This is a genomic window from Mycolicibacterium elephantis DSM 44368, from assembly GCF_004014805.1.
In the GTDB taxonomy this organism is placed as follows: Bacteria; Actinomycetota; Actinomycetes; order Mycobacteriales; family Mycobacteriaceae; genus Mycobacterium; species Mycobacterium elephantis.
In genome coordinates, this window is sequence record NZ_ATDN01000028.1 from 1 (window position 1) to 26,502 (window position 26,502).

At 69.5% G+C, this 26,502-nt stretch carries 29 protein-coding genes and 2 pseudogenes; 26 read left to right on the top strand and 5 right to left on the bottom strand.

Features of this window, described 5'->3' with window-relative positions:
• Positions 1–109: 109 nt before the first annotated feature.
• Positions 110–316: pseudogene (locus MELE44368_RS27180) on the top strand (hypothetical protein); the annotation flags it as partial.
• Positions 317–354: 38 nt separating this feature from the next.
• Positions 355–1,428 (top strand): lysophospholipid acyltransferase family protein, encoded by a 1,074-nt coding sequence (locus MELE44368_RS18400; protein ID WP_128109816.1) that lies wholly within the window; start codon positions 355–357, stop codon positions 1,426–1,428.
• Between the two features lie 19 nt (positions 1,429–1,447).
• Here MELE44368_RS18400 and MELE44368_RS18405 read toward each other — a convergent pair whose 3' ends face one another.
• Positions 1,448–1,987 carry an FAS1-like dehydratase domain-containing protein gene (locus MELE44368_RS18405; protein WP_128109817.1) on the bottom strand — a complete coding sequence of 180 codons (540 nt, stop codon included), beginning with the start codon at positions 1,985–1,987 and terminating at the stop codon, positions 1,448–1,450.
• A gap of 63 nt (positions 1,988–2,050) precedes the next feature.
• Positions 2,051–2,968: an HAD family hydrolase gene (locus tag MELE44368_RS18410; protein WP_241566680.1), complete on the bottom strand. Its 918-nt coding sequence runs from the start codon at positions 2,966–2,968 to the stop codon at positions 2,051–2,053.
• Between the two features lie 39 nt (positions 2,969–3,007).
• Here MELE44368_RS18410 and MELE44368_RS18415 point away from each other — a divergent pair, with 39 nt between their 5' ends.
• The 16 genes from MELE44368_RS18415 (at position 3,008) to MELE44368_RS27355 (ending at position 16,003) form a co-directional block, all read left to right on the top strand.
• Positions 3,008–3,262: a glutaredoxin family protein gene (locus MELE44368_RS18415; protein ID WP_128109818.1), complete on the top strand. Its 255-nt coding sequence runs from the start codon at positions 3,008–3,010 to the stop codon at positions 3,260–3,262.
• A 147-nt stretch (positions 3,263–3,409) separates the two neighbouring features.
• On the top strand, positions 3,410–4,753 hold the full coding sequence (locus MELE44368_RS18420) for a glutamyl-tRNA reductase (protein ID WP_128109819.1): 1,344 nt from the start codon (positions 3,410–3,412) through the stop codon (positions 4,751–4,753).
• A 3-nt stretch (positions 4,754–4,756) separates the two neighbouring features.
• Entirely contained in the window at positions 4,757–5,707 is a 951-nt protein-coding gene (gene hemC / locus MELE44368_RS18425; RefSeq protein WP_128109820.1) for a hydroxymethylbilane synthase, read from the top strand.
• A gap of 16 nt (positions 5,708–5,723) precedes the next feature.
• Positions 5,724–7,406, top strand: a complete 1,683-nt coding sequence (locus MELE44368_RS18430; protein ID WP_128109821.1) for a bifunctional uroporphyrinogen-III C-methyltransferase/uroporphyrinogen-III synthase — start codon at positions 5,724–5,726, stop codon at positions 7,404–7,406.
• Between the two features lie 62 nt (positions 7,407–7,468).
• Complete coding sequence (gene hemB / locus MELE44368_RS18435; protein WP_128109871.1) at positions 7,469–8,401, top strand: porphobilinogen synthase; 933 nt, start codon at positions 7,469–7,471, stop codon at positions 8,399–8,401.
• Positions 8,398–8,844 carry a hypothetical protein gene (locus MELE44368_RS18440; protein ID WP_128109822.1) on the top strand — a complete coding sequence of 149 codons (447 nt, stop codon included), beginning with the start codon at positions 8,398–8,400 and terminating at the stop codon, positions 8,842–8,844. The genes hemB and MELE44368_RS18440 overlap by 4 nt, the downstream gene beginning before the upstream one ends.
• A gap of 11 nt (positions 8,845–8,855) precedes the next feature.
• Entirely contained in the window at positions 8,856–9,227 is a 372-nt protein-coding gene (locus MELE44368_RS18445) for a hypothetical protein (RefSeq protein ID WP_128109823.1), read from the top strand.
• On the top strand, positions 9,224–9,718 hold the full coding sequence (locus MELE44368_RS18450) for a transport-regulating membrane protein Mce1N (protein ID WP_128109824.1): 495 nt from the start codon (positions 9,224–9,226) through the stop codon (positions 9,716–9,718). Before MELE44368_RS18445 ends, MELE44368_RS18450 begins: the two co-directional genes overlap by 4 nt.
• The gene (locus MELE44368_RS18455; RefSeq protein ID WP_164890150.1) at positions 9,715–9,945 is read left to right on the top strand and encodes a hypothetical protein; all 231 of its coding nucleotides are present in this window, start codon (positions 9,715–9,717) and stop codon (positions 9,943–9,945) included. The genes MELE44368_RS18450 and MELE44368_RS18455 overlap by 4 nt, the downstream gene beginning before the upstream one ends.
• Positions 9,946–10,108: 163 nt before the next feature.
• Positions 10,109–10,978: an oxygenase MpaB family protein gene (locus MELE44368_RS18460; RefSeq protein ID WP_128109825.1), complete on the top strand. Its 870-nt coding sequence runs from the start codon at positions 10,109–10,111 to the stop codon at positions 10,976–10,978.
• Positions 10,965–11,558 (top strand): TetR/AcrR family transcriptional regulator, encoded by a 594-nt coding sequence (locus MELE44368_RS18465; RefSeq protein WP_128109826.1) that lies wholly within the window; start codon positions 10,965–10,967, stop codon positions 11,556–11,558. Before MELE44368_RS18460 ends, MELE44368_RS18465 begins: the two co-directional genes overlap by 14 nt.
• 69 nt (positions 11,559–11,627) lie before the next feature.
• The gene (locus tag MELE44368_RS18470) at positions 11,628–11,897 is read left to right on the top strand and encodes a hypothetical protein (protein WP_128109827.1); all 270 of its coding nucleotides are present in this window, start codon (positions 11,628–11,630) and stop codon (positions 11,895–11,897) included.
• Positions 11,898–11,916: 19 nt separating this feature from the next.
• The gene (locus tag MELE44368_RS18475) at positions 11,917–12,399 is read left to right on the top strand and encodes a pyridoxamine 5'-phosphate oxidase family protein (RefSeq protein WP_082944467.1); all 483 of its coding nucleotides are present in this window, start codon (positions 11,917–11,919) and stop codon (positions 12,397–12,399) included.
• A 58-nt stretch (positions 12,400–12,457) separates the two neighbouring features.
• Positions 12,458–13,816, top strand: coding sequence for a cytochrome P450 (locus MELE44368_RS18480; RefSeq protein ID WP_128109828.1), 1,359 nt, complete (start codon positions 12,458–12,460; stop codon positions 13,814–13,816).
• A gap of 112 nt (positions 13,817–13,928) precedes the next feature.
• Positions 13,929–14,399, top strand: a complete 471-nt coding sequence (locus MELE44368_RS18485) for a lipoprotein LpqH (RefSeq protein WP_128109873.1) — start codon at positions 13,929–13,931, stop codon at positions 14,397–14,399.
• 35 nt (positions 14,400–14,434) lie between these two features.
• Positions 14,435–16,003: a PGRS repeat-containing protein gene (locus tag MELE44368_RS27355; protein WP_206613805.1), complete on the top strand. Its 1,569-nt coding sequence runs from the start codon at positions 14,435–14,437 to the stop codon at positions 16,001–16,003.
• A 16-nt stretch (positions 16,004–16,019) separates the two neighbouring features.
• Here MELE44368_RS27355 and MELE44368_RS18495 read toward each other — a convergent pair whose 3' ends face one another.
• Together MELE44368_RS18495 and MELE44368_RS18500 are read right to left on the bottom strand one after the other, a co-directional pair.
• Positions 16,020–18,623: a helix-turn-helix transcriptional regulator gene (locus tag MELE44368_RS18495; RefSeq protein WP_128109829.1), complete on the bottom strand. Its 2,604-nt coding sequence runs from the start codon at positions 18,621–18,623 to the stop codon at positions 16,020–16,022.
• Positions 18,624–18,651: 28 nt separating this feature from the next.
• The gene (locus MELE44368_RS18500) at positions 18,652–18,849 is read right to left on the bottom strand and encodes a hypothetical protein (protein WP_128109830.1); all 198 of its coding nucleotides are present in this window, start codon (positions 18,847–18,849) and stop codon (positions 18,652–18,654) included.
• Between the two features lie 149 nt (positions 18,850–18,998).
• Here MELE44368_RS18500 and MELE44368_RS18505 point away from each other — a divergent pair, with 149 nt between their 5' ends.
• The gene (locus tag MELE44368_RS18505) at positions 18,999–19,634 is read left to right on the top strand and encodes a universal stress protein (RefSeq protein WP_164890151.1); all 636 of its coding nucleotides are present in this window, start codon (positions 18,999–19,001) and stop codon (positions 19,632–19,634) included.
• An 8-nt stretch (positions 19,635–19,642) separates the two neighbouring features.
• Here the strand turns inward: MELE44368_RS18505 and MELE44368_RS18510 are convergent.
• Positions 19,643–20,026: pseudogene (locus tag MELE44368_RS18510) on the bottom strand (nitroreductase family deazaflavin-dependent oxidoreductase).
• A 22-nt stretch (positions 20,027–20,048) separates the two neighbouring features.
• Between MELE44368_RS18510 and MELE44368_RS18515 the strand changes: the two are divergent.
• The 7 genes from MELE44368_RS18515 to ccsB are packed head-to-tail and all read left to right on the top strand — an operon-like array spanning position 20,049 to position 26,472.
• Positions 20,049–20,429, top strand: coding sequence for a nitroreductase/quinone reductase family protein (locus tag MELE44368_RS18515; RefSeq protein WP_128109832.1), 381 nt, complete (start codon positions 20,049–20,051; stop codon positions 20,427–20,429).
• 54 nt (positions 20,430–20,483) lie between these two features.
• On the top strand, positions 20,484–21,800 hold the full coding sequence (hemL, locus tag MELE44368_RS18520; RefSeq protein ID WP_128109833.1) for a glutamate-1-semialdehyde 2,1-aminomutase: 1,317 nt from the start codon (positions 20,484–20,486) through the stop codon (positions 21,798–21,800).
• The gene (locus MELE44368_RS18525; protein WP_128109834.1) at positions 21,797–22,405 is read left to right on the top strand and encodes a histidine phosphatase family protein; all 609 of its coding nucleotides are present in this window, start codon (positions 21,797–21,799) and stop codon (positions 22,403–22,405) included. Before hemL ends, MELE44368_RS18525 begins: the two co-directional genes overlap by 4 nt.
• The gene (locus MELE44368_RS18530) at positions 22,402–22,998 is read left to right on the top strand and encodes a TlpA disulfide reductase family protein (protein ID WP_128109835.1); all 597 of its coding nucleotides are present in this window, start codon (positions 22,402–22,404) and stop codon (positions 22,996–22,998) included. The genes MELE44368_RS18525 and MELE44368_RS18530 overlap by 4 nt, the downstream gene beginning before the upstream one ends.
• Positions 22,995–23,852 (top strand): cytochrome c biogenesis CcdA family protein, encoded by an 858-nt coding sequence (locus tag MELE44368_RS18535; protein ID WP_128109836.1) that lies wholly within the window; start codon positions 22,995–22,997, stop codon positions 23,850–23,852. The genes MELE44368_RS18530 and MELE44368_RS18535 overlap by 4 nt, the downstream gene beginning before the upstream one ends.
• Complete coding sequence (gene resB, locus MELE44368_RS18540; protein ID WP_128109837.1) at positions 23,849–25,492, top strand: cytochrome c biogenesis protein ResB; 1,644 nt, start codon at positions 23,849–23,851, stop codon at positions 25,490–25,492. The genes MELE44368_RS18535 and resB overlap by 4 nt, the downstream gene beginning before the upstream one ends.
• Positions 25,489–26,472, top strand: coding sequence for a c-type cytochrome biogenesis protein CcsB (gene ccsB, locus MELE44368_RS18545; protein WP_128109838.1), 984 nt, complete (start codon positions 25,489–25,491; stop codon positions 26,470–26,472). Before resB ends, ccsB begins: the two co-directional genes overlap by 4 nt.
• Positions 26,473–26,502: the final 30 nt, after the last annotated feature.

The window sequence follows — 26,502 nt, forward strand, 5'->3', positions numbered from 1 at the left end:
AATTCAACCCTAAGTCACGCACCGGCGATACTGGCGACATGGACCGGCGGGGGGGGTTGCTGACACGCGACGGCTGCGCGATCTGCGCGGACGCCGCCACCCAGCTCATCGCGAGCAGTTGGACTATTTGAGTTACGGCAGGGTCATGGACACCACGCGAATGCACAATGACCTTGGTTTCAACCCGAAGTGGACAACCGCGGAGGCCTTTGACGACTACGTCCGGGGTCGCGGATTGACTCCGATCATCGACCCCGGCTGGGTACGCTCAATGGAGAGTCGAGCCGTGGCAGCGGCGCAACGGTGGGGAAGGTAGAGGCGCACTTTACATACAGCTGGGAGAAGGTAACGAACGTGGCGGGCGAGCCCAAGGCGAAAGTCATTCCGCTGCATAAAAATTCAAGTCGTGCAGCGGCTCAGCGGCGGTCCGCCGCGCGTGCCGAGGGTGCTCGTCGCCGACATCCTTCGGTTCTCTCCGATCCGCCCGGCGGCGCGTCATCCGAGCAGATCGCCGCCGTCATCCACGAGATCGACGAGCACCGCGGCGTGGTCGCGGGTGCCGCGGCCACCAGCGAGCAGACGCCCAACGAACTCGCCAAACACATCGCGGCGGTGGCCGAGTTCATCCGCAAGCGGATGACCGGTGACTATCCGGTCGACGAGTTCGGCTTCGACTCGCACCTCAACAACGCAATCTTTCTGCCTTTGCTGCGGGTGTTCTTCAAGTCCTGGTTCCGGGTTGAGGTCAGCGGGATCGAAAACCTACCGATCTCCGGGGCGGCGCTCGTGGTCGCCAACCACGCGGGAGTGCTGCCGTTCGACGGGTTGATGGCGTCGGTGGCCGTGCACGACCATCATCCGACGCACCGCGATCTGCGCCTGCTGGCCGCCGACCTGGTCTTCGATCTGCCCGTGCTCGGTCACGCCGCGCGCAAGGCGGGGCACACCATGGCCTGCACCGGCGACGCGCACCGCCTGCTGGCCGCCGGTGAGCTCACGGCCGTCTTCCCGGAGGGCTACAAGGGGCTGGGCAAGCACTTCAAGGACCGCTACAAGCTGCAGCGGTTCGGCCGGGGCGGGTTCGTGTCGGCCGCACTGCGCGCCAAGGCGCCCATCGTGCCGTGCTCGATCGTCGGCTCCGAGGAGATCTATCCGATGATCGCCGACGTCAAGCTGCTGGCCCGCCTGCTCGGGTTGCCGTATTTCCCGATCACGCCGTTCTTTCCGCTGGCCGGGCCGGCGGGCATGGTGCCGTTGCCGTCGAAGTGGCACATCCAGTTCGGCGAGCCGATCGAGACCGCCGGCTACGACGAGTCGGCCGCCGAGGACCCGATGGTCACCTTCGAGCTGACCGACCACGTGCGCGAGACCATCCAGCAGACCCTGTATCAGCTGCTGGCCAATCGCCGCAACACGTTCTTCGGCTAACCCGGCGCGCGCCGAATCGTCAACTGCCCTTAGCGGTTTGCTTGGCAAGCATCTTCTTGAGCGCCTCATCGCGGGCCGCCGCGATCTGCTCGGTGACCTCGTCGGCCTCGGTGTCGGAGGCGGCCTCGCCCATCACGGTGACGACGCTGGTGATCACCGGCTTGCCATCGGCGTCGGTCACCTCGCCGCGGATCTCGGTGACCACCGCGCCGTGCGACTCGGTCACCGAATCCAGATAGGAATCGAAGTACAGCCGGTCACCGGCCAGGATGGGCCGGTGGAAGGTCAGCTTCTGGTCGCGGTGTAGCACCCGTTCCATGTTGATCGGCACGTCGAACTGGTTGAAGATCTCCAGCTGCACGCGCCGGCCTGCGACCGCCAGAAACGTCAGCGAGGCGATCAGCGAGTCGTGGCCGCACTCCTTGGCGGCGTCCTCCCAGTAGTGGGCCGGATGCTCGTCTTTGACCGCCTTGGCGAACTCACGGATCTTCTCCCGGTCCACCTCGAAGTAGTCCGGGTAGCGGTAGTGGGTTCCGATGATCTTTTCGGCAATGCCCATGACGCGATCTCTTCTTTCGATGTCAGCGGGCGCGAGCCTATCAGCGCCGTCGCGCCGGGCCGTTCACTTGGCTTCCTGGCGGCGCGACGCGATGGCCGCCAGCGCCCCGCCGACCGCGCCGAGAGCCAGCGCCGACGGCACCCCGATCCGCGCGGCCTTGCGGGCGGTGCGGAAATCACGGATCTCCCACCCGCGCTCACGGGCGAGCTCGCGCAGGTCGGCGTCCGGGTTGATGGCCACGGCCGTGCCGACCAGCGACAGCATCGGCACGTCGTTGAAGCTGTCCGAGTAGGCGGTGCAGCGCTTGAGGTTGAGGCCCTCGCGGATGGCCAGCGACCGCACCGCGTGCGCCTTGCCGGTGCCGTGCAGGATGTCGCCGACCAGCCTGCCGGTGAACACCCCGTCCACCGACTCGGCGACGGTGCCCAGCGCACCGGTCAGCCCCAGCCGCCTGGCGATGATGGCGGCCAGTTCGTAGGGGGTCGCGGTGACCAGCCAGACCTGCTGGCCCGCGTCCAGATGCATCTGGGCCAGCGCGCGGGTGCCCGGCCAGATCTTGTCGGCGATGATCTCGTCGTAGATCTCCTCGCCGAGCGCCACCAGTTCGGCGACCGACCGGCCCTCGATGAACGCCAGCGCCTTGCGTTTGCCTTCGGCGACGTCGGCGCTGTTCTCCCGGCCGATGAGCTGGAACTTGGCCTGCGCGTAGATGAACTTGGCGATATCGCGGTAGGTGAAGTAGTCGCGCGCGGCCAGCCCGCGGGCGAAGTGCACCATCGACGACCCGTGCACCAACGTGTTGTCGACGTCGAAGAACGCCGCGGCGGTCAGGTCGAGTGGCGGTGGCGGCGGAGCGCTGACCTCCTCGGTGGCCAACTCCGTGACAGCCGCCTCGGCGCTGGCCTCACCGGCGACCTGTTGGGCTTCGGGCGTGGTCGGCCCCGCCAGCTGCTCCGTCTCGATGCGGCCGGAATCGGACACGAATTCAACCCTAAGTCACGCACCGGCGATACTGGCGACATGGACCGGCGGGTGGAGTTGCTGACACGCGACGGCTGCGCGATCTGCGCGGACGCCGCCACCCAGCTCAGGCGGCTGGCCGACGAGCTGGGGTTCGCGCTGACGATCACCGACGTCGACGCCGCCGCGGCCGCCGGAAACGCCGCGCTGCGCGCGGAGTTCGGTGACCGGCTTCCGGTGGTGCTGCTCGACGGCAGTGAGCACAGCTACTGGGAGGTCGACGAGCCACGACTGCGGGCGGACCTGGCGACATGAACGCCCGGGCCGGCACGCCGCCGAAACTGCGTTTCAGCAGGAAAAGTTCGAGAGCGACCCTGCGAGAATGCAGTTTCGACGCGGTATCGGCGAAATTTGGTTACCTAACTGTCCAGCGGCTACCGTGGATGACATGGTGATGCGGCCGTGAGCGTGTTGCTATTCGGTGTTTCGCACCGCAGCGCGCCGGTGTCGGTCCTCGAGCAACTGAGCACCGACGAGGCCGAACAGGCAAAGATCGTCGACCAGGTGCTGCAGTCCCCGCTGGTGACCGAGGCCATGGTGCTGTCCACCTGCAACCGGGTCGAGGTCTACGCCGTCGTGGAGGCGTTCCACGGCGGCCTTTCCGTGATCGGGCAGGTGCTCTCCGAGCATTCCGGCATGTCGCTGAGCGACCTGACCAAGTACGCCTACGTGCGCTACGCGGAGGCGGCCGTCGAGCATCTGTTCGCGGTGTCCAGCGGCCTGGATTCGGCGGTGATCGGCGAACAGCAGGTGCTGGGCCAGGTCCGCCGCGCCTACGCCGCCGCCGAGGCCAACCAGACCGTCGGCCGCACCCTGCACGAGCTGTCCCAGCGCGCGTTGTCGGTGGGCAAGCGGGTGCACTCGGAGACGGGCATCGACGCCGCGGGCACGTCGGTGGTGTCGGTGGCGCTGGGCATCGCCGAAACCAAGCTGGGCTCGCTGGGCGGGCGCACCGCGGTGGTGATCGGCGCCGGCTCGATGGGGTCGCTGTCGGCCAAACAGCTCATCCGCGCCGGCATCGAGAGCGTGCACGTGGTGAACCGGTCGGTGACCAGGGCCCGGCGCCTGGCCCAGCACGTCCGCGCCCAGGGTGTGGTGGCCCAGGCCTATCCGCTCGATCACATGGCCGGTGTGCTCGGTGAAGCGCACGTGGTGATCTCGTGCACCGGTGCGGTGCGGCCGGTGGTCTCCCTGGCCGACGCGCACCGCGGCCTGGCCGGACGTTCCGAGCGTGAACACCTGGTGATCTGTGACCTCGGCATGCCCCGCGACGTCGACCCGGCGATCGCCGGCCTGCCCGGGGTGTACGTCGTCGACATGGAGCGCATCCAGAGGGAACCGTCGGCGCGGGCCGCGGCCTCCGACGCCGAGGCCGCCCGCGCGATCGTGGCCGCCGAGGTTGCCAACTACCTGGCGGGGCAGCGCATGTCGGAGGTCACCCCGACCGTCACCGCGCTGCGCCAACGTGCCGCCGACGTCGTCGAGGCCGAGTTGCTGCGGCTGGACAACCGGCTGCCGGGCCTTGACGCCGCGCACCGCGCCGAGGTCGCCAAGACCGTGCGCCGGGTCGTCGACAAGCTGCTGCACGCCCCGACCGTGCGCGTGAAGCAACTGGCCAGCGCGCCGGGCGGCGACAGCTACGCCGAGGCCCTGCGCGAACTCTTCGAACTCGACCAGCAGGCCGTCGACGCGGTCGCCGCTGGTGAATTGCCTTTGATGGCAACCGAAATCGACAAACCCGAGTAACGCTTGACAACACGTCGCCCCAAACTTCGGATCGGCACCCGCGGCAGCCTGCTGGCTACCACCCAGGCGGGAACTGTCCTGGACGCCCTGACCGCCCGCGGGTACGACGCCGAGCTGGTCATCATCTCCACCGAAGGCGATCGCAACCTGGGCCCGATCGCCGACATCGGTGTCGGGGTCTTCACCGCGGCGCTGCGCGAGGCCATCCACGACGGCCGCGTCGACATGGCCGTGCACTCCTGTAAAGATTTGCCAACCGCTGCCGACCCGCGGTTCATGATCGCCGCAACGCCGCCGCGCGAGGACCCTCGCGACGCCCTGGTGGCCCGCGACGGGATGGTGCTCGGAGAGTTGCCGGCCGGGTCCGCGATCGGCACATCGAGCCCGCGGCGGATCGCACAGCTTAGAGCATTGGGTCTCGGTTTGGAAATCCGCCCCCTAAGAGGCAACCTAGATACCAGGTTGAACAGGGTTAGCAACGGTGATCTCGACGGCATCGTAGTCGCACGTGCGGGACTGTCCCGCATCGGGCGGCTGGCCGATGTCACCGAGACTCTCGAGCCGGTGCAGATGTTGCCAGCGCCGGCTCAAGGTGCGCTCGCGGTGGAGTGCCGCGCAGACGACACCGAGCTTGCCGCGCAGCTGGCGGAGTTGAACGACGCCGACACCCGCGCAGCGATCACCGCTGAACGAGCCCTGCTCGCCGAACTGGAGGCGGGTTGTTCCGCACCGGTGGGCGCGATCGCCGAGGTGGTCGAGTCCATCGATGAGGACGGCCACGTCTTCGAAGAGCTGTCGCTACGCGGCTGCGTGGCGGCGCTGGACGGATCCGACGTGATCCGCGCGTCCGGGATCGGCACTCCCGATCGGGCACGAGAGTTGGGACTCTCGGTGGCCAGGGAGCTGTTCGAGCTGGGGGCGCGCGAAATCATGGCGGATCGCACTGAGCTGTAGAGCGGAGTGACGAGAGATGACAGGCCAGAGTAGCGGCCGAGGTCGCAAGCCGAAGCCGGGCCACATCACGTTCGTCGGCTCAGGCCCGGGAGATCCCGGCCTGCTGACGTTGCGGGCCCGCGCGGTGTTGGGCAACGCCGCCCTGGTGTTCACCGATCCCGACGTGCCTGAGGCGGTCCGGACCCTGGTGGGTTCCGAGTTGCCGCCCCCGGCGGGGCCAGAGCCCGCCGAAAAACCCAAGGACGCCACGGACACTGAAGCCACTGAAGCCGGCGACGACGAGACGTCGACCATTCCCGGCGGCCCGGACATCCGGTCGGCCGTCGGCGATCCCTCCGAGGTCGCCAAGGCGCTGGCCACCGAGGCCCGCACGGGTGTCGACGTGGTGCGGCTGGTGGCAGGTGACCCATTGTCGATCGACGCGGTGATCACCGAGATTTCCGCGTTGGCGAGAACGCATTTGAATTTCGAGATCGTGCCCGGCCTGCCCGACACCACCGCGGTGCCCACCTACGCCGGGCTGCCGCTGGGGTCGTCGCACACCGTCGCCGACGTGCGCGGCGACGTGGACTGGGGGGCCCTGGCCGCGGCGCCCGGACCGCTGATCCTGAAGGCCACCGCCACGCACCTGCCCGACGCGGCGCGCACGCTGATCGAGTACGGGCTGACCGACACCACGCCCGCGGTGGTGACCGCCAACGGCACCACGTGCCAGCAGCGGTCGGTGGAGACGACGTTGGCCGGCCTGCTCGACAAGGCGGTGCTGGAGAAGCCCGCGGGCATCGAACCGGCTGGCCCGCTGGCCGGTCCGCTGATCGTGACGATCGGTAAGACGGTGAACCACCGCGCCAAGCTGAATTGGTGGGAAAGCCGCGCCCTGTACGGCTGGACGGTGCTGGTGCCGCGCACCAAGGACCAGGCCGGCGAGATGAGCGAAAAGCTCATCGGCCACGGCGCGATACCGATGGAGGTGCCGACGATCGCCGTCGAGCCGCCCCGCAGCCCCGCGCAGATGGAGCGCGCCGTCAAGGGACTGGTCGACGGCCGGTACCAGTGGGTGGTGTTCACCTCCACCAACGCGGTGCGCGCGGTGTGGGAGAAGTTCAAGGAGTTCGGGCTGGACGCCCGCGCCTTCTCCGGGGTGAAGATCGCCTGTGTCGGTCAAGCGACCGCGGACCGGGTGCGCGCCTTCGGCATCGAGCCCGAGCTGGTGCCGTCGGGAGAGCAGTCCTCGCTGGGCCTGCTCGAGGACTTCCCGCCCTACGACGACGTTTTCGACCCGGTGAACCGAGTGCTGTTGCCGCGCGCGGACATCGCGACCGAGACGCTTGCCGAGGGGCTCCGGGAGCGCGGTTGGGAGATCGAGGACGTCACCGCATACCGCACGGTGCGTGCCGCACCGCCGCCCGCGCACACCCGCGAGATGATCAAGACCGGTGGGTTCGACGCGGTGTGCTTCACCTCGAGCTCGACGGTGCGCAACCTGGTCGGCATCGCGGGTAAGCCGCATGCGCGCACCATCGTCGCGTGCATCGGACCCAAGACGGCCGAGACCGCAACCGAATTCGGTCTGCGTGTGGACGTGCAGCCGGAGGTCGCCGCGGTGGGCCCGCTGGTCGACGCGCTGGCCGAGCACGCGGCACGGCTGCGGGCCGAGGACGCGTTGCCGCCGCCGCGCAAGAAGAGCCGTCGGCGGTAGCCGCAGGAGGAGCCGCAGTGTTCCCGCGTCACCGCCCCCGCCGGCTGCGATCCAGCGCGGCGATGCGCCGACTGGTTGCTGAGACATCGCTGGAGCCAAGGCATCTGGTGCTGCCGATGTTCGTCGCCGACGGCATCGACGAGCCGCGGCCGATCGCCTCGATGCCGGGTGTCGTTCAGCACACCCGGGACTCGCTGCGCCGTGCCGCCGCCTCCGCGGTGGCCGCAGGCGTGGGCGGCCTGATGCTGTTCGGGGTGCCGCGCGAGGAGGACAAGGACGCCGACGGGTCGATCGGGGTGGCGCGCGACGGAATCCTCAACGCCGCGCTGCGGGATCTGGCCAAGGATCTGGGCGACGACACGGTGCTGATGGCCGACACCTGCCTCGACGAGTTCACCGACCACGGCCACTGCGGCGTGCTGGACGCGACCGGCCGGGTGGACAACGACGCGACCAACACCAAGTACGTCGAACTCGCTGTGGCACAAGCGGACTCCGGTGCGCACGTGGTCGCGCCGAGCGGCATGATGGACGGGCAGGTCGCGGCGATCCGCGACGGCCTGGACTCCGCGGGGCACACCGACACCGTGATCCTGGCCTACGCCGCGAAGTTCGCGTCCGGCTTCTATGGGCCGTTCCGCGAGGCCGTGGCCTCCAGCCTGAGCGGCGACCGTCGCACCTATCAGCAGCAGGCCGGCAACGCCCGCGAGGCGAGCCACGAGGTGCAGTTGGACATCGACGAGGGCGCCGACATCGTCATGATCAAACCGGCGATGGGCTACCTGGACATCGTCGCCGCCGCCGCCGAGATATCGCCCGTTCCCGTTGCGGCCTACCAGGTTTCCGGGGAGTACGCGATGATCAGCGCCGCCGCCGCCAACGGCTGGATCGACCTGCGGACGGTCGCGCTGGAAACGCTGACCGGCATCAGGCGCGCCGGTGCCGACATCGTGCTGACGTACTGGGCGGCCGAGGCCGCCGGCTGGCTGGCGTGACCTGGGAACCCGAGGGGCAGGCAGCGCAGCCCGAGCCGCAGTCGCCCGCGGGCAGGCCGCCCGACGTCGACACCGGGTTCTGGCTGTGGGTGATCGCCCTTCCGCTGATGGTCACCGGCTATCTCGTCGACGTATTCGGGTCGGCCGAACGTGACGTGCCGTTTCCGGTCGCGGTCATTTCGGTGATGTTCGTCGTGGTCTTGTCGGCGGTGGTGCTGACGTTTCAGATCCTCATGCGCCACGGCTACCGGTGGGCCCGCACGCTGCTGACCGGCGGCGGCGTGGCTTCGGTGGTGTACATGGCCAGCAGCCTGTTCACCGACGAGCGCCACGCCGTCGCGGCCCTCACATATGCCGTGTGCGCCATCGTCGGATCGGTGTTGATCATCGGCGGAGCGGTGCTGTTGCACCGCAAGGACGCCCAGGCATTCTTCACCCGTTAGGCTGACCCGAAATGACCGCTCCACAGCCGCGACCCGGCCTTGTCACCGCCGCGTTCTGGTGCTGGGCCGCTGCCGCGGTGATGCTCATGGTGGGCGGGTTGCTGACGGCCTCGGTGAGCCTGCCCGCGGTGTTCCGCGGGGCCGGCGTCGTCACCGCGGTGGCCGGTGCCGTGCTGGCGTATCTCGCCGGTCGAAGCCGCACGGGCGACACCCGGTTCCACCGGGCCGCGGTGGCGCTGGCGGTGGTGACCGCGGCGTGGGTCGGGTTGACCGCGGCGCTCGGCGTCGTGCACCTCCTCACGCTGTTGGCGATCGTGCCGCTGATCGCCGGTGCCGTCTTGATCACGCGGCGAGGTGAGGCCGTGCAGGAGGAAGCGACATGACCGACCGGAGCGAAACGCCGCCCCAGGTGTTGTTCTACGAACCGGGCGCGAGCTGGTGGTGGGTGCTGGCCGGTCCCGCCGCCGCGGTCGCCATGGGCCTGATCCAGGCGTCGGCCGGATACGGCTTCCAGTGGCTGGTGCCCGGCATCTTCCTGGTGCTGGTGTCGGGTTTTCTGGCGATCCAGGTCAAGGCGGCGCGCATCCACACCTCGGTCGAGCTGACCCCGGAGACCCTGCGGCAGGGCACGGAGCTGACCAGCATCGACGAGATCGTGCGCGTGTATCCGGAGGCGACGGGCTCCGAGACCCCGAAATGGCAGTCGTTCCGGGCGCTCGGCGAGCTGACCGGCGTGCCGCGCGGCCGGACCGGGATCGGCCTGAAGTTGACCAACGACCGCGGGGCGCAGGCGTGGGCGCGTAAGCACCAGCGGCTGCGCATGGCGCTGACCCAGCTGGTCGAGGAACGCATACCGCCGGACCGCGCGTCGTGAGGGCATCGGTTCGCGCCGTGGTCTTGCTGGTGCTGGCCGTGGCCGCGGCCTTCGGGTGCGTGTTGAGCTGGCTGGCGGCGAGCTCGACGGTTGTGGTGGCTCCCGTGCTGGAAGGCGAGCCCAGCACGACGTCGGTGGTCTACGACGCGCCGCTGCTGGGCCTGTCGCTGGTGCTGGCGACGGCGGCGGGCGTGCTGGCCGTGCTGGGTGTCGCCCGGCTCCGCTGAGCCCTCGCCGGCTCCTTGCGCCGAGACCGACGAAATGGTGGAAACCACTCGCACTTTTCCGCCCGTTTGTCCCTTTCGGCGTGAACACGCGCGCAACGCCCGCGGGTGAGAGGCCCCTCACAATCGCTTGGTACAAAGTGCAGAATTTGTAACACTGTTGCACATGACCGAGCTGGTGGAGAAGACCGAGGACCTCGACGACGCGCTGCCACTGGGTCCGCAGTCGCTGGTCTGGCGCTATTTCGGCGACAACCGGATGTTCCTCATCGGCCCGCGCCCCGCGGTGCTGCAGAACATGCTCGCCGAGCTCGGCCAGGGCGTGCTCGACCACTCGGTGTTCTTCGACGACACCGCGGCGCGGGTCAAACGTTCGCTGCCGCCGATCTTCAACACCGTCTACGGCAGCGACGACGACAACCCGGGCACCCAGGTTCGCGACTTCCACACCGAGATCAAGGGTGAGATGCCCAGTGAGTTCGGGGCAGGCCAGCGCTACCACGCGCTGGATCCCGAGACCTACTTCTGGGCGCACGCCACCTTCGTCGAACAGGTGCTCTACTTCGCCGACACCTTCGTCAAGCGGCTCAGCCGCGAGGAGAAGGAGCAGATCTACCTCGAGTCGAAGACGTGGTACCGCCGCTACGGCGTCAGCGACCGGCCGATGCCGGCCACCTACGCCGAGTTCGAGCGGTACTGGGAGCGGATGCTCGACGAGATCGTCGTCGCACATCCCACCGCCAAGTACGGCGTCGGCTATGTGACCAAGGGCTTTCCGTGCCCCAAGGGCGTGCACCCGCTGGCGTGGCGGCTAATCGCGCCGCTGTTCAACCCGCTGGCGGCGTTCCTGACCACCGGCGGCCTGCCGCCGCAGGCCAGGGATCTGCTCGGCCTGCCGTGGAGCGAGCGCCAAGAGCGTCGGTACCAGCGCTTCGCGGCGATCTGGCGGTCCCGCCCGGTGAACTGGCTGTGGGACCGGCTGCCAATGCGCCTGCGCTACAACGGCTATGCGTGCAAGGGTTATGCCAGAGGCTGACGCCACCACACGGGCCATCCTCGACGCCGCCGTCGTCGAGTTCGAACAGCACGGGTTCCGCCGCGTGGCCCTCGAGGACGTCGCCCGCCGCGCCCGCGTCAGCCGCACCACGATCTACCGGCGCTTCGCCAACAAGGACGAGCTGATCGCCGCCGTCATCGAAGACGAAAACGTCACGTTGTTCGCTGACATCGCCACCGAACTGAAACAGGCCGCGCCGCAATCCAACTACTACGTCGAGGCGTTCACCCATTCGATCCTGAAGTTCCGCAGTCACCGGGTGTTGCACCGGATGGTCACCGACGAGCCGGCGTTGGTGCTGCAGTTGGCCAACCAGCATTGGGACGCGGCGATCGAGCGGATGGCCGACGCGCTGCGGATCATCTTCCCGCCCGGCTTCGCCGACCGGATAGGCGAGGACGCCGTCAACGAACTCTCCGACACGATCCTGCGCTACGCGGCGATGGTGTTGCTGCTGCCCAGCGGCACCGCGCTGGACACCGCCGAGGACCTCCGGGCCTTCGCCACCCGCCACTTCCTGCCCAGCCTGCCCGCCCCGCTGCGCACGGTGTCCGCCTAGCCCGAAAGCGGGGGGGTCGGAGGGCGCTGACCGGTTTTGTATGCACCCGGCGGGGGCAGACATTAGGCCATGAACGACGAAAGACGGCAAAGCGCCGAACCCCGCACCGACGAGCATCATCAAGTGCTCGACAAACCCGAAGACCCGCCACCCACCGAGAAGCCGGAGGTGACGGACGAACACCGTCAGAAGGCCAAGGAGATGGCCAAGGATTACGACGACGACCGCCCGACCATCACGATGCCCGGAACCGGCGGCGCGGTCGCGGGCACCGCTGTCAACGACTGGGTGGACGACGAGGGCAACCCCAAGTTCAGCGACCAAAAGGGCGACGAGTAACCCGCGTAGAGTGCCCGGCGTGACCTCCCTGCAGCAGATCGCGCCCGCCTTCGTCGAGATGGCGCACTCGATCGTCTGGGCCTCGGTGGCCACCGTCGACGCCAACTGCCGTCCGCGCACCCGGATCCTGCACCCGATCTGGGAGTGGGACGGCACCGACCTGTTCGGCTGGGTCGCGACGGTGCCCAGCCCGGTGAAGAAGGCGCATCTGGCCGCCCACCCTGAGGTGTCGGTGAGCTACTGGGCCCCCAGCCACGACACCTGCAGCGCCGAGTGCCTCGTCGAGTGGTACCTCGACGACGAGACCCGCGCCGCGGTCTGGGACAAGTTCGCCACCGGCCCCGAACCCGTCGGCTATGACCCGCGCATCATCGAGATGTGGCGCGACGGGCCGACTTCGGATCAGTTCGCGGTCCTGCGGCTGCGCCCGTACCGGATCCGCGTGATGGCGGGCACCGTGATGACGAAAGGCCAGGGCGCCCCGCTGCTGTGGGCGGCCTGACCGAGCAAAGCACCGACCCGCTCGCGTGCCGCGTCGCCGCTGGGTCATGATCGAAGCCATGACGACGACACTGGACCTCAGCAGCCTGCCGTTGGTGCCGAAGAATCCCCTACCGTTCTGGCAGCTGGTGAAGCTGGTCCGCAGGCTCGACACCGGTCAGGAGGCGATCCGCGACGCCGGCGGCCGCATCACCCGCATCCAGTTCGGACCGAAGTGGCTGTTTCCGCCGATCGTCGCGGTGATGTCGCCCAACGCCATGCGCGACGTGCTGGGCCGCAAGGACGCGTCCTCGGAGCGGTGCATCATCCACGAGGAAGTTCAGCACATGGCCGGCGACAGCCTGTTCGTGCTGCCCAACGAACAGTGGCGTCCGCGCAAACGCGCGCTGCAACCGGTGTTCACCAAGCAGAGCGTGCGCGATTTCGGCGGGCACATGTCGGCGGCGGCGCAGCAGTTCGTCGATCGCTGGCCCGACGGCGGCGAGGTCGACCTGGACCTGGAGTGCCGCAAGGTGGCCATGCAGTCGTTGGGCCGGTCGGTGCTCGGCATCGACCTCAACGAACGCGCCGAGACGATCGCGCGGTGCATGCACGTGGCGTCGTCGTACACCGCGGACCGGGCGCTGCGTCCGGTGCGGGCACCGCGCTGGCTGCCGACGCCCGCGCGGCGACGCGCCCGCGCCGCCGTCGCGGCGATGCGCGAGATCACCGACGAGATGGTGCATGCGTGCCGGGCCGATCCGGACCGGGACGCACCGCTGGTGCAGGCGTTGATCGCGGCCACCGACCCCGAGACCGGCAAGCCGCTGTCCGACGAGGACATCTCCAACGACCTGCTGATCTTCATGCTCGCCGGGCACGACACCACCGCCACGGCGCTGACGCACACGCTGTGGATCCTGGGGCACCATCCCGACGTGCAGGCGCGGGTGGCCGAGGAGGCCGCCGCGATCGGCGATCGGGAGCTGACGCCACAGGACGTACCCCGGCTGGAGTACACCGTGCAGGTGCTGCACGAGTCGCTGCGGCTGTGTCCGCCCGCCGCGGGTGTCGCGCGCCTGGCGACCCGTGAGATCGCCGTCGACGGCTACCGGGTGGAGAAGGGCAGCCTGCTGGCGGTGGGTCTGTACGCGCTGCACCACGATCCGGAGCTGTGGCCCGACCCGATGGTGTTCGACCCCGACCGATTCAGCCCGGAGAAGGTCAGGGCCCGCGACCGCTGGCAGTTCCTGCCGTTCCTCGGCGGCGGCCGGCCGTGCATCGGCGAACACTTCGCGCGGTTGGAGACCACGCTGGCGTTGGGCACGATCCTGCGGGCCCTCGAAATCCGTTCGGTCGACGACGAATTCCGCTGTGAGGTGCCGTTCACCACGATCGCCAAGGGCCCGATCCCGGCCCGGTTGCGCCCGCGCAGCTAGCGTTTCCCGGCGCCGATCCCGACGGAAATGGGGTAGTTCACTACCCCAGCCGCTGACTAACGCGCGAAATACGTTGCCTCCTGACAGTCACACCACACGGAGGAGCACGATGGTGAAGCGTCGGGTATTGGTCGCGGCAGGCGGGGTAGCGGTCGTCATCGCTGGTTTGTCCGGCTGCTCGTCGGACGACGAGGCCCAGGCTCCCGACCCGGGCACCGCCAGCGCCGCACCGGCGGGATCGAGCGGCGGCGGTACGACGGTCCTGATCGACGGGCAGGATCAGAACGTCGAGGGAACCGTGGTCTGCAGCGCCATGGGCGGCAACATGAACATCGCCATCGGCGACGCGATGACCGGCATCGGCGCGGTGCTGAGCGAAGACGGCTCGACCGTGCAGTCGGTTGGCCTCGGCAACGTCAACGGGGTGACGCTGGGCTTCCAGAGCGGCACCGGTCAGGGCGAGGCGAAGGTCGAAAAGAACGGCGACACCTACAAGATCTCCGGCACCGCCACGGGCGTCGACATGGCCAATCCGATGCAGCCCGTCAACAAGCCCTTCGAGATCGCGGTGACCTGCCCGTAGCACCGCGAGGCAGAACGGCGCGGACGGAGGACGACATGGCACGGCGCAACTCGACATCGACAGCAGGCGACAACGCCAAGATCACGGCCGCCGCGGCGGCAGGGCTGCTCGTGGTGGGCGGCGTAAGCATTGCGGCTCAGGAACTTCCGTCGTCGATCTCCGCTGTTCCCACGGACACGGCGCCGGCCACGGCGTCTCCGCCCACGGCATCTCCGCCCATGGCGTTGACGTCATACCAAGCGTGGAATCCGTTGATGCCGAACGGATTTCTACCGGTTGTCGGCGACCACAAGGCGGCGGAGGATGCGGGGCACGGCGTCACCGTGTTGACCTCCGCTGTCCAACAATTCACGGCCAGTGCCCACTCGGCGAGCCCGGCAGGTCCCACCTTCTTCGCGCCGCTGGTGTTCGCGACACCGCAGGGAAGTTCAGGCGGCAACAACGGATTCTCGGCGTTGCCGGCGTCGAACAGCCAGGCGCTGTCCGCCACGACGTTCGGTGGCGGGGCGTTTATGGGCCTGGTCGGCCCGGGCGGCCTGTTGATCGGCGACGGCCTCGATGCCACCTGCGCGGGCTGCCCGGGCGGCGACGCCGGCCTGTTGTGGGGTAACGGCGGCGACGGCGGCGACGGCGTCTTGGTCGGCCAGGCGGGCGGTGCGGGCGGCCGCGCCGGGTTGCTCTTCGGCAACGGCGGCGCCGGGGGCGACGGCGGGCCGGGCGGCGACGGCGGTGACGGCGGCGATGGTGCGCTGCTGTTCGGCAACGGCGGTGCGGGCGGCGACGGCGGAGCCGGTCTGGCGGGCCTCGACGGCGATCTGGTGTGGGACGGCGTGAGTCGCGCCCCCGACGGCGCGGACGGCGAGGACGATTTCGTGTTCGGCACGGCGCAACCCGGAGGCCCGGGCAGCCCCGGAGGCCCCGGTGTGGCCGGTGGTGACGGCGGCGACGGCGGAGACGACATCGAGATTCCCGATCCCGCAACAGCACCCGACGGCGGGGACGGTGGCGCAGGAGGCGCCGGCGCACCGGGCGGCAACGGCGGAGACGGCGGTGATGCGCTCAGCCTGGGCAGCGATGCGACCGGCGGCAACGGTGGTGACGGCGGCGACGGCGGAACAGGTGCCGACGGCGGCAACGGCGGGAACGGCGGTTTTGCGATCACTCAGGGCAACGGCGTGACCCTGGTCTCCGGCAGCGGCGGTGACGGCGGCGACGGCGGTGCGGGCGCACCCGGCGGCGCCGGTCAGAACGGCGGCGCCGGGGGAAACGGTGGCAAGGGCGGCATCTTCGGCACCGGTGGCGCCGGTGGAAGCGGCGGTCAGGGTGGTGACGGCGGCGACGGCGGCGACGGCGGAAACGGCGGCAACGGCGGCCACGGCGGCGGCGCGGTGTTCCCCGCCGACCCGAACACCGACGTCACCGTCGGGAGCGGTGGAGCGCCGGGATCTGGCGGTGCGGGCGGCCCGGGGGGTGCGCCCGGTGTCGGTGGGCCGGGCGGCACCGGAGGCACCGGCGGTCAGGGCTCGGGCCAGGACGGTGCCGACGGTGGTGACGGCGCCGGCGGCAGCGACGGAGCCGACGGAAGCGACGGCAGCCCCGGCTGATGTCAATCGGGTGGCGTCACGACCCCTGCAGCAGCGAGATGAGCTGATCGCGGCCGTTGACGCCGACGCGCTGAGAGGCCCGGAACAGATGCCCTTCGATGGAGCGGATCGACATGGTGAGCCGCTCGGCGATCTCCTTGTTGGACAAACCTTGTGCGGCAAGCGAAATGATCTCACGCTGACGGGCCGTGAAAAGCTGCGGCGTGCTCACGGCGCGTAACGCGGGAGTCTGGGCCCCTTGGCACTCGTCGGCCAGCCGAAGGGCGATGGCGGACGCGGTCAGGGCCGCCCCCCGTAACCCGGCGTGCTGGTATGCGACGACGGCGTGTGCGGCGGCATCAGCAGCGGCCAGCCGATCGCCGAAATCCTCGTAACGATGTGACGCGTCGAGCAGAGCGTCCCCGTCGCCCGCGGCCAGCGCTGCGGCGTGAGCCGCGGCGGCGGGTGCGCGCGGTCCCTGCACCTGACTCGCCAACTCGGCCAGCCGGGCGGCGGTGGTGTGGTCGCCGAACTGTGTCGCCGTCTGCAGCAGGACCACTTCCCAGGCCGGGCGGTCGAGCTCGAGTTCTCGCTGCGCGGCGCCGCGCATGATCGAGATCGACTGCGACACGGCGCCTTCCGCCGCACACACCCAAGCCTGTGCGAGAGACAGGTACGGGTCGAATATGCAGGCGTCGGGATCGCGGGCCCACCACTCGATGGCGTCGAGCTCGCGCCGTGCCTCGGTCGCCATCCCGGCCACCGCGGTCACCGTCGTCAGCCACATCCGGCCGAAGGTCTTCACCATGCGTCCGCTGTCGCCGGTGCCGAGATAGGCCAGCGCGTCTCGCAGCGACCGCCGCGCATCCTGCAGAGCACCCCGGCTCATCGCGGACAGGCCGACCATCACGCGGTGCCACGATTCCTCGAACGGCACGTCGAGAGTGTCGCGTCTGATCCGGGTGATGACGGCGTCCGACTTGTCCAGCACGCCGCCGAGCCGGTAGCCATGCGTCTCCTGCAGCGCCAGCCGGCGCAGCAGGTGCCCGGACTCTGGCGACTTGTCGGCGACCGCATAACCGTTCTTCGCCGCGGTCTCGATCTCGTCGATCCGCCCGAGGTCGCCGAGCCCGGAGACGAACACCCAGGCCAAAAAGATCTTCGCGACGTCGTTGTCCAGCCCGCCCGCCTCGGCGGCGAACGCAATGTCGACCGCGGCCCTGGAGTGCCCGCGCACCAGCTGGATCAGTGCCCGAAGCGCGGTGGCGACCGCCTGCGCGGCGCCGTCGTCTGCGGGCAGCAGGTCGAGTTCGCGTTCGGCGCGGTCCACCTGACCGAGGATCAGCGTGAAGTTCATGGCGCGAAGGATCGCGATCTGGGTTCGTTCCAGGCCGGAGGCCTGTTCGGCGTGTTCGGCCAGGACCTCCTCGGCTCGCACGCCGCGTTCCTGCCAGGTGATCGCCATCGCGTGCGCGATCTTGGCCCAGGGTCCACCGCCGACGGCCACCGCGCGCTCGGCGAGCGTCTCCGCGAGCCGATGATCCAGCAACTGCATGGCCGCCGCCGCAGCGGACAGCAGCAGCTCGGGGTCGGGGGCGAGGTCGGAGTCGAGGGTGAGCACCGCGCGGCGGATCAGGCCACGGGGGTCCGACGAGCCCCGTCGGGCCAGCTCAGCGGCGATCCGCCCGCTCAGCCGGCGCAGCCGCAGCGTGCCGGTGTGGCGGACCTCGCCGAGCAGCGGATGGGCCAGCCGCACCGACGCGGGCCGAACGCTGGTGTCGACGCTGATCAGGCCGAGCGATTCGGCCTCCGCCACCGCGTCGACGTCGGTGACGGCCTCCAGCACGTCGGTCTCCAGCGGCTCGGCCAACGCGAGCGCGTCAAGCACGGCGTGAACGGAGGCCGGAACCTTCGTCATCCGCGCCTCGATCAGTTCGACCAGCGTCGGGGACAGCTGCGGGTGCCCGTCCCACAGCCACACACCGGAGCACCGCGACATCCGTCCGGCGTTCACCTCGTTGTCCAGCAGGTGACGCAGATACAAGGCGTTGCCCTGGGTGTACTGCCAGAGTCGTTGTGCGCTGAACGAATCCACCGGCCCGGCCAGCACGTGCTGCACCAGGTCGGCGATCTCCGGCAGCGAAAGCGGCTGCAGTTCAAGGCGTTCCAAAAGCTGGTCTTTCCAGATCGCGGTGATCGCATCCGGCGGCGACTCACCCGAGCGGATCGTCAGGATGACGGTGGCCAGTCGTCGTGTGACGAGCTGGTTCACGGTGAACGCCGACAGCTCGTCGAGTAGGTGAGCGTCGTCGACGCCGACGATGACCTCACCGTGTGGCGCACCGCCGATCAGCCCGTCGATGACTTCACGGACCCGCCGCAACGGGTCCGGGCCGAAGTCGCTGGCGATGTCGATGAAGGCGCCCAGCGGGACGCTGCGAGACGATGCCGTGCCGGCGATCCAGTGTCGGCGGGCTCCGCGCGGCCCGCAGTGCGCGACGGCTTCGCGCGCCAGCCGCGTCTTGCCCACGCCGGGCGAACCGGATAGCACGATCCCGCGGGCGCGATGCGCCGCCCGCGTGGCCTCGGCGATGACCGCCAGTTCCTCTGATCGCCCCACCAGCGGCCAGCCCTGGATCACCGGAAAATTCTAGCCGCTACCGGGGCGTTCACGTCGGTGTCTGCTTCGATGCGGTGGCGAGCTTGGCCTCCGCAACCCGCATGAACGTCGGCAGCGCGTCCAGTTCCACGCCCACCCGCTCGGCGATCACCTCGTCGTCGACCCCGGCGTCACGCAACCGCAGCGCGGTCGCGTACGGCAACGGCAGTCGTGCCAGCGGGTCAGCGCGGCGCGGATCGGCCGACATGAACCAACATTGACCGCTCCGGCGGGGCAGCGCTGGGGTAAACCCCTACCCCAGTTGTTGCCCACTTGTTGCCCAAAGGGACATTTGGCACGAAAAGTGCGAGTAAAAGTCGACAAGACGTCGATCTCGGTCCGCGGGGTGCAATGGGTATGGACACTGTCAGCTTCAGGGTGGCGTTCCTCGTCGTGTGGTTCGGCACCGGGGCGATCACGGGACTTTGGCTGGCCCGGCGCGGCCACGACATCCGCTGGATCCCGATCGCGTTGGTGCTCGGCCCGGTCTTCGTCCCGATCGCGCTGGAACGCGCGGATCGCGGTGGGTCGCGGCGGGTGTCGAAGGGCGACGACGACGCATCACCGAGTGGGGCGGCTGGGCCGCGCGTCCTGGTGGGCTGGGACGGATCGGCGCAAGCGGCGGCCGCGCTCGACGCTGCGCAGCGACTGTTCGGCGCCGGTGAACTCGTCTTGGCCGAAGTGGTGCCCTACGAGGCCGCCGAGGACCCCCAGCAAGTGGTGGTGGCCTCGGCCGACGCGGAGTTGAACGCGGTCGCGGCCAAAATAGGGCCGGCTGCCAGCCCGCCCCGGCACGAAGTGCTCGTCGGCGCCGCCGGAGAGGCGCTGGCCCGCCGAGCCGAACAGCTGGAGGCCGACGTCATCGCCGTCGGCCGGCGCGGCAGTGGCCTGAGCCGCCTGCTGCTCGGCAGCGTCTCGTCCTATCTACTCGAGCACTCCTCCGTGCCGGTGCTCATCGTCGACCCGGCACACGTGCACCAAACAACCGTGTGAGCCGCAGATCAGGCTGCGCGGCGCAGCAGCACCGCCTGCTCGAACGGCATTCGCCCGAAGAGGAACCGAGCCACACCGGTGACGTGCTCGGCGGCCTCGGCTTTGCTCACCACACGGGGATCGGTCACGGTGAACGTGCGGCCGTGCCGCCTTATCCGGGCGTTGCCGGCGGCGGTGATGTTCTTCAACCAGTCGCGGTTCGGCCCGTAGGTGAGCAGGATCGCGATTCCGTCCGAGGTGGAGAACACCGTCAGCGGCGTGCGATACGGTCTGCCGGACTTGCGGCCGACGTGCTCGAGGATGCCGAACGTCGGCGCTCAGCCCGCCCACAACCGCTGGATCGGGTTGGTGACGTGTCTGTTGAACCGCGCCAGCCATTGCGGGAGTTGCATAGCAGCCATCAAACTGGGAGAGATGGCCTACCTCAAGCCCGGTTGGTTCACGACCAAGATCTTCAACCCGATCGCGAAGGCCACCGGGATGGGCGAGACGCTGACGGTCACCGCCCGCCACACCAAGAAGCCCCAGCGGATCCCGGTCATCTCCGTCGACGTCGACGGCGCCAAGTACCTGGTGTCCACCCGGGGCGAAACGCAGTGGGTGAAGAACGTGCGGGCCGATCCCAACGTCAAGATCGGGTCGACCGAATACGTCGCGCGTGAAATTCCCGAGCAGGACCGCCCGCCGATCCTGGCCGCATACCGCAAGAGGGCCGGCCGGGTGGTCGAGGGCTATTTCGAGCGGCTTCCCCACGAGGCCGACCATCCGGTGTTCGTGGTGACCCCGAAACGCTGAGATGAACTACACCCTGTAGTTGACGGTTTGCACGGTGCTGGGACACTGGTGGCCATGCGTGCTGACCAGATCTCCACCGAGGTATCGGCGCGGCTGTTCGCCGACGCCAGTGGGGTCATCCCCGGCGGGGTGAACTCGCCGGTGCGGGCCTTCGCCTCGGTCGGCGGCACCCCCCGGTTCATCACCTCGGCCAGCGGCTACTGGCTCACCGACGCCGACGGCAACCGCTACGTCGACCTGGTCTGCTCCTGGGGCCCCATGATCCTCGGCCACGCCCACCCGGCCGTCGTCAACGCCGTGCAGCGTGTGGCCGCCGACGGCCTGTCGTTCGGCGCCCCGACCCCGTCGGAGACCGAACTGGCCGCCGAGATCGTGGCCCGCGTCGCCCCGGTCGAGCGGGTGCGGCTGGTCAACTCCGGCACCGAGGCCACCATGAGCGCGATCCGGCTGGCCCGCGGCTACACCGGCCGGCCCAAGATCATCAAGTTCGCCGGCTGCTACCACGGGCACAGCGACGCGCTGCTGGCCGACGCGGGCTCGGGGGTGGCGACGCTGGGGCTGCCGTCCTCGCCGGGTGTGACGGGCGCCGCGGCCGCCGACACGATCGTGCTGCCCTACAACGACGTCTCCGCCGTCGAAGAGGCGTTCGGCCGGTTCGGCGACGAGATCGCCTGCGTCATCACCGAAGCCAGCCCCGGCAACATGGGCACCGTGTCGCCGCGGCCGGGCTACAACGCCGCGCTGCGCCGCGTCACCGCCGACGCTGGCGCGCTGCTGATCCTCGACGAGGTGATGACTGGGTTCCGGGTGAGCCGATCCGGTTGGTACGGAGTCGATCCCGTCGACGCCGACCTGTTCACGTTCGGCAAGGTGATGAGCGGCGGGCTGCCGGCCGCGGCGTTCGGCGGCCGCGCCGAGGTGATGGACCGGCTGGCCCCGCTCGGACCGGTGTATCAGGCGGGAACGCTATCGGGCAATCCGGTGGCGATGGCCGCTGGTCTCGCCACGCTGCGCGCCGCCGACGACGCCGCCTACGCCGCGCTGAACGCCAACGCCGACCGGCTCGCCGGCCTGCTAGGCCAGGCGTTGACCGAAGCCGGTGTGGCGCACCAGGTTCAGCGCGCCGGGAACATGCTGTCGGTGTTCTTCACCGACCAGCCGGTCACCGATTTCGCGTCGGCGCGGGCATCGGAGACGTGGCGCTTCCCGGCGTTCTTCCACGGTCTGCTCGACGCGGGCATCTACCCGCCACCCAGCGCCTTCGAGACATGGTTCGTCTCAACGGTATTGGACGACGAGGCGTTCGAGCGCATCGGCGCGGCCCTGCCCGGCGCCGCGCGTGCCGCAGCGGAAGCGAGCCGGCCCGAATGAGCAGCAGGACCACCGTGCACGTGATGCGGCACGGCGAGGTGTACAACCCTGACGGCATCCTGTACGGCCGCCTCGACGGTTACCACCTGTCCGAGCGGGGTCACGCCCAGGCGCAGCAGGTGGCCGAGTACCTGGCCGACCGCGACATCGTGCTGGTGGTGGCCTCACCGCTGCAGCGCGCACAGGAGACCGCCACCCCGATCGCCAAGCGGCTGGACCTGCCGATCGAAACCGACGAGGATCTCATCGAATCGCTGAACATCTTTGAGGGCCAGCGGGTCTCGCCCGGTGACGGGGCGCTGCGCGATCCCCGCAACTGGCGGCACCTGTGGAACCCGCTGCGGCCGTCCTGGGGGGAGCCGTACCACGAGATCGCCGCCCGGATGCGACGCGCCGTGGAGCGGGCCCGCGAGGGTGCGCACGGCCGTGAAGCGGTGGTGGTGAGCCATCAACTGCCCGTGGAGATCCTGCGCCGGTCGCTGACCGGGAAGCGGTTCGCGCACGATCCGCGCAAGCGCCAGTGCGGCCTGGCGTCGCTGAACTCGTTCGTCTACGACGGTGACACGCTCGTCGACTGGTACTACCGCGAGCCGGCGCAGCAGTGAAGCGATGGGTGGTCCTCGTGGGCGCGGTCGTGGCCGTGCTCACCGGATGCGCCACCGGTGACGACGCCGTCGCGCAGGGCGGCACTTTCGAGTTCGTCGCACCCGGCGGGCAGACCGACATCTTCTACGACCCACCCGAAAGCCGCGGCCGCCCAGGGGCGTTGACCGGCCCCGACCTGATGGACCCGGCCAAGACCATTTCGCTCGACGACTTCGAAGGCGAGGTCGTGGTCATCAACGTGTGGGGGCAGTGGTGCGCGCCGTGCCGCACCGAGATCACCCAGTTGCAGCAGGTGCACGACGCGACGCGTGATCTCGGCGTGCGGTTCCTCGGCATTGACGTCCGCGACCACAACCGCGACGCCGCACGCGATTTCATCATCGACCGCGGCATCACGTTCCCGTCCATCTACGACCCGGCGATGCGCACGATGATCGCCTTCGGCGGCAAGTACCCGACCACGGTCATCCCGTCGACCGTGGTGCTGGACCGCCAGCATCGGGTCGCGGCGGTGTTCCTGCGCGAACTGCTCGCCGAAGACCTGCAGCCGGTGGTGCAGCGGCTGGCCACCGAGTCGGAGCCGAAGACGTGACCGGGTTCGCCGAGATCGCTGCTGCCGGACCGGTGCTGCTGGCGCTGGCGGTGTGTGTGCTGGCCGGCCTGGTGTCGTTCGCCTCGCCGTGCGTGGTGCCGCTGGTGCCCGGCTACCTGTCGTATCTGGCCGCGGTCGTCGGGGTCGCGCCTAAGGACACCCCCGACCTCTCCCGCCGAAACCGACGCTTTGGTCGGAAAGTCCCGGAGGAATCCGCCAAAACGTCGGTCTCGACGAGCACGGAGACTCCCCGAGTCGCTCGCGGCGTGCGGATGCGGGTCGCCGGCGCGGCCGCGCTGTTCGTCGCGGGGTTCACCGTCGTGTTCGTGCTCGGCACCGTGGCGGTGCTGGGCATGACGACGACGCTGATCACCAGCCAGCTTCTGCTGCAACGCATCGGCGGCGTCCTCACGATCGTGATGGGGCTGGTGTTCGTCGGCTTCATCCCCGCACTGCAGCGGGACGCGCGCTTCACACCGCGGCAAGTGTCGACCGTCGCCGGCGCACCGCTGCTCGGCGCGGTCTTCGCGCTGGGCTGGACCCCGTGCCTGGGCCCCACCCTGACCGGGGTCATCACCGTGGCGTCGGCGACCGACGGCGCCAACGTGGCCCGCGGCGTCGCGCTGGTGCTGGCGTACTGCTTCGGGCTCGGAATCCCGTTCGTGCTGCTGGCCTTCGGCTCCGCGGGCGCCGTTCAGGGGTTGAGCTGGCTGCGCCGGCACACCCGCACCATCCAGATCGTCGGCGGCATCCTGCTCATCCTGGTCGGCATCGCGTTGGTGACCGGGGTGTGGAACGATTTCGTGTCCTGGGTGCGCGACGCCTTCGTATCCGACGTCACCTTGCCGATATGAGTGCCATCGACAGCCGAGCAGACGTGAAAACCCCTGAAAGCAGCGGTTCTAGGGGGTTTTCACGTCTGCTCGCCGAAAAAGTCCGCAACACCTGGCGCACCCTGACGTCGATGGGCACCGCGCTGGTGCTGCTGTTCCTGCTCGCGCTCGCCGCGATCCCCGGCGCGCTGCTGCCGCAACGCAACCTCAACGAGGCGAAGGTGCAGCAGTACATCGGCGAGCACCCGACGATCGGACCGTGGCTGGACCGGCTGCAGGCCTTCGACGTGTTCTCCAGCTTCTGGTTCACCGCCATCTACGTGCTGCTGTTCGTCTCGCTGGTGGGCTGTCTGACCCCGCGCACGATCGAACACATCCGCAGCATGCGCGCCACCCCGGTGCCCGCCCCCCGCAACCTGGGCCGGCTGCCCAAACACCACACCGCCACCGTCGCCGCCGACCCGCAAGCCCTGGCCGCGACCATCACCGAAAAGCTGCGGGGCTGGCGCAAAACCACGCGCGTGACCGACGACGCCACTGAGATCTCCGCGGAGAAAGGCTATCTGCGCGAGTTCGGCAACATCGTGTTCCACTTCTCGCTGCTCGGCCTGCTGGTCGCGGTGGCGGCGGGCAAGATGTTCGGCTACGAGGGCAACGTCATCGTCATCGCCGACGGCGGCCCCGGCTTCTGCTCGGCCTCACCGGCCGCGTTCGACTCGTTCCGGGCCGGCAACACCGTCGACGGCACCTCGCTGCATCCGATCTGCCTACGCGTCAACACGTTCGAGGCGGACTACCTGCCGACCGGACAGGCGACCTCGTTCGCCGCCGACATCGAGTACCAAGCCGGCGAGGACCTGAGCACCGGCACCTGGCAGCCCTACCGGCTCAAGGTCAACGAGCCGCTGCGGGTCGGCGGCGACCGGGTCTACCTGCAGGGCCACGGCTACGCGCCCACGTTCACCGTCATCTTCCCCGACGGGCAGACCCGCACCCAGACGCTGCAGTTCCGGCCCGACGACTCGCTGACGCTGCTGTCCTCGGGCGCGATGCGGTTCGACCCGCCGGCAGGCACCTACCCCGACCCCGACGAGCGCCGCAAGAACCAGATCGCCATCCAGGGCCTGTTCGCGCCCACCGAACAGCTGCACGGCACCCTGCTGTCGTCGAGCTTCCCGGCGCTCAACGATCCCGCGGTCGCCATCGACGTCTACCGCGGCGACACCGGCCTGGACTCCGGGCGCCCGCAGTCGCTGTTCAACCTCGACGCCCGGCTGATCGAACAGGACCGGCTGACCAAGGTGGCGCGCGTCAACCTCGGCGCCGGCGAGTCGACCCAGCTCGACGACGGCACGGTGGTGCGGTTCGACGGCGCGGTGCCGTTCATCAACGTGCAGGTGTCTCACGACCCCGCCCAGGTCTGGGTGCTGGTGTTCGCGATGACGATGATGGCCGGGCTGCTGGTGTCGCTGCTGGTGCGGCGACGACGGATCTGGGTGCGGATCACCCCGGCCGACCCGGGTACGGTAAGCGTCGAGCTGGGCGGGCTGGCCCGCACGGACAACTCGGGGTGGGGCGACGAGTTCGAACGGTTGACCGAGCGGCTGGTGCCCGACGGGTTTGACGGCGCGGCCCAGCGGTCACGAGAAGAGGTCACATGAACACCGACATCGACATAGGACTGGCCCGCTACTCGGACTGGGCGTTCACCTCGTCGGTGCTGGTGCTGGTGGGCGCGCTGCTGTTGCTGGCCATCGAGCTGGCCTACAGCCGCAGCCGCAAGGTCGAGCGGCGTGAGCTCGTGACGGCGTCGGGGCCACCTCCCGTCGCGCCCGCCGACAGCGCACCCGGCGTCGTCGCCGAGCGGCCCAAGCGCCCCGCCGACGAACGCATCGGCGGCGCCGGGCTGGCCCTGGCCTACCTCGGCACCGGCTTGCTGCTGCTCTGCATCGTGCTGCGCGGGCTGGCCACCTCGCGGGTGCCGTGGGGCAACATGTACGAGTTCATCAACCTCACCTGCTTCTGCGGGCTGGTCGCCGCGGCCGTGGTGCTGCGCCGCCCGCAGTACCGCACGCTGTGGGTGTTCGTGCTCGTCCCGGTGCTGATCCTGCTGACCGTGTCGGGTCGCTGGCTCTACACCAACGCCGCCCCGGTCATGCCGGCGCTGCAGTCTTACTGGCTGCCGATCCACGTGTCGGTGGTCAGCCTCGGCTCGGGCGTGTTCCTGGTCGCCGGGGTGGCCAGCATCCTGTTCCTGGTGAAGATGTCGCGGCTGGGTGCCCCCGGGGCGGACGGCCTGGCGGCCCGCATCGTCGCGCGGCTGCCCGACGCGCAGACCCTGGACCGGATCGCCTACCGCACAACGATCTTCGCGTTCCCGGTGTTCGGCTTCGGCGTCATCTTCGGGGCGATCTGGGCCGAGGAGGCGTGGGGCCGCTACTGGGGCTGGGACCCCAAGGAGACGGTGTCGTTCATCGCGTGGGTCATCTACGCGGCCTACCTGCACGCCCGCTCGACGGCGGGCTGGCGCGACAAGAAGGCCGCCTGGATCAACGTCGCAGGCTTCGTCGCGATGGTGTTCAACCTGTTCTTCATCAACCTCGTGACGGTGGGTCTGCACTCGTACGCGGGTGTGGGGTAGCGTGCCCGAACATCGCGCGCACCGCGCCGC

Excerpts from the sequence above, each read along its gene's own strand:
- MELE44368_RS18405 (WP_128109817.1), bottom strand. The coding sequence starts at position 1,987 with ATGGGCATTGCCGAAAAGATCATCGGAACCCACTACCGCTACCCGGAC.
- MELE44368_RS18415 (WP_128109818.1), top strand. The coding sequence starts at position 3,008 with ATGGACCGGCGGGTGGAGTTGCTGACACGCGACGGCTGCGCGATCTGC.
- MELE44368_RS18430 (WP_128109821.1), top strand. The coding sequence starts at position 5,724 with ATGACAGGCCAGAGTAGCGGCCGAGGTCGCAAGCCGAAGCCGGGCCAC.
- hemB (WP_128109871.1), top strand. The coding sequence starts at position 7,469 with ATGCGCCGACTGGTTGCTGAGACATCGCTGGAGCCAAGGCATCTGGTG.
- MELE44368_RS18445 (WP_128109823.1), top strand. The coding sequence starts at position 8,856 with ATGACCGCTCCACAGCCGCGACCCGGCCTTGTCACCGCCGCGTTCTGG.
- MELE44368_RS18450 (WP_128109824.1), top strand. The coding sequence starts at position 9,224 with ATGACCGACCGGAGCGAAACGCCGCCCCAGGTGTTGTTCTACGAACCG.
- MELE44368_RS18460 (WP_128109825.1), top strand. The coding sequence starts at position 10,109 with ATGACCGAGCTGGTGGAGAAGACCGAGGACCTCGACGACGCGCTGCCA.
- MELE44368_RS18465 (WP_128109826.1), top strand. The coding sequence starts at position 10,965 with ATGCCAGAGGCTGACGCCACCACACGGGCCATCCTCGACGCCGCCGTC.
- MELE44368_RS18470 (WP_128109827.1), top strand. The coding sequence starts at position 11,628 with ATGAACGACGAAAGACGGCAAAGCGCCGAACCCCGCACCGACGAGCAT.
- MELE44368_RS18480 (WP_128109828.1), top strand. The coding sequence starts at position 12,458 with ATGACGACGACACTGGACCTCAGCAGCCTGCCGTTGGTGCCGAAGAAT.
- MELE44368_RS27355 (WP_206613805.1), top strand. The coding sequence starts at position 14,435 with ATGGCACGGCGCAACTCGACATCGACAGCAGGCGACAACGCCAAGATC.
- MELE44368_RS18500 (WP_128109830.1), bottom strand. The coding sequence starts at position 18,849 with ATGTCGGCCGATCCGCGCCGCGCTGACCCGCTGGCACGACTGCCGTTG.
- MELE44368_RS18505 (WP_164890151.1), top strand. The coding sequence starts at position 18,999 with ATGGACACTGTCAGCTTCAGGGTGGCGTTCCTCGTCGTGTGGTTCGGC.
- MELE44368_RS18515 (WP_128109832.1), top strand. The coding sequence starts at position 20,049 with ATGGCCTACCTCAAGCCCGGTTGGTTCACGACCAAGATCTTCAACCCG.
- hemL (WP_128109833.1), top strand. The coding sequence starts at position 20,484 with ATGCGTGCTGACCAGATCTCCACCGAGGTATCGGCGCGGCTGTTCGCC.
- MELE44368_RS18525 (WP_128109834.1), top strand. The coding sequence starts at position 21,797 with ATGAGCAGCAGGACCACCGTGCACGTGATGCGGCACGGCGAGGTGTAC.
- resB (WP_128109837.1), top strand. The coding sequence starts at position 23,849 with ATGAGTGCCATCGACAGCCGAGCAGACGTGAAAACCCCTGAAAGCAGC.
- ccsB (WP_128109838.1), top strand. The coding sequence starts at position 25,489 with ATGAACACCGACATCGACATAGGACTGGCCCGCTACTCGGACTGGGCG.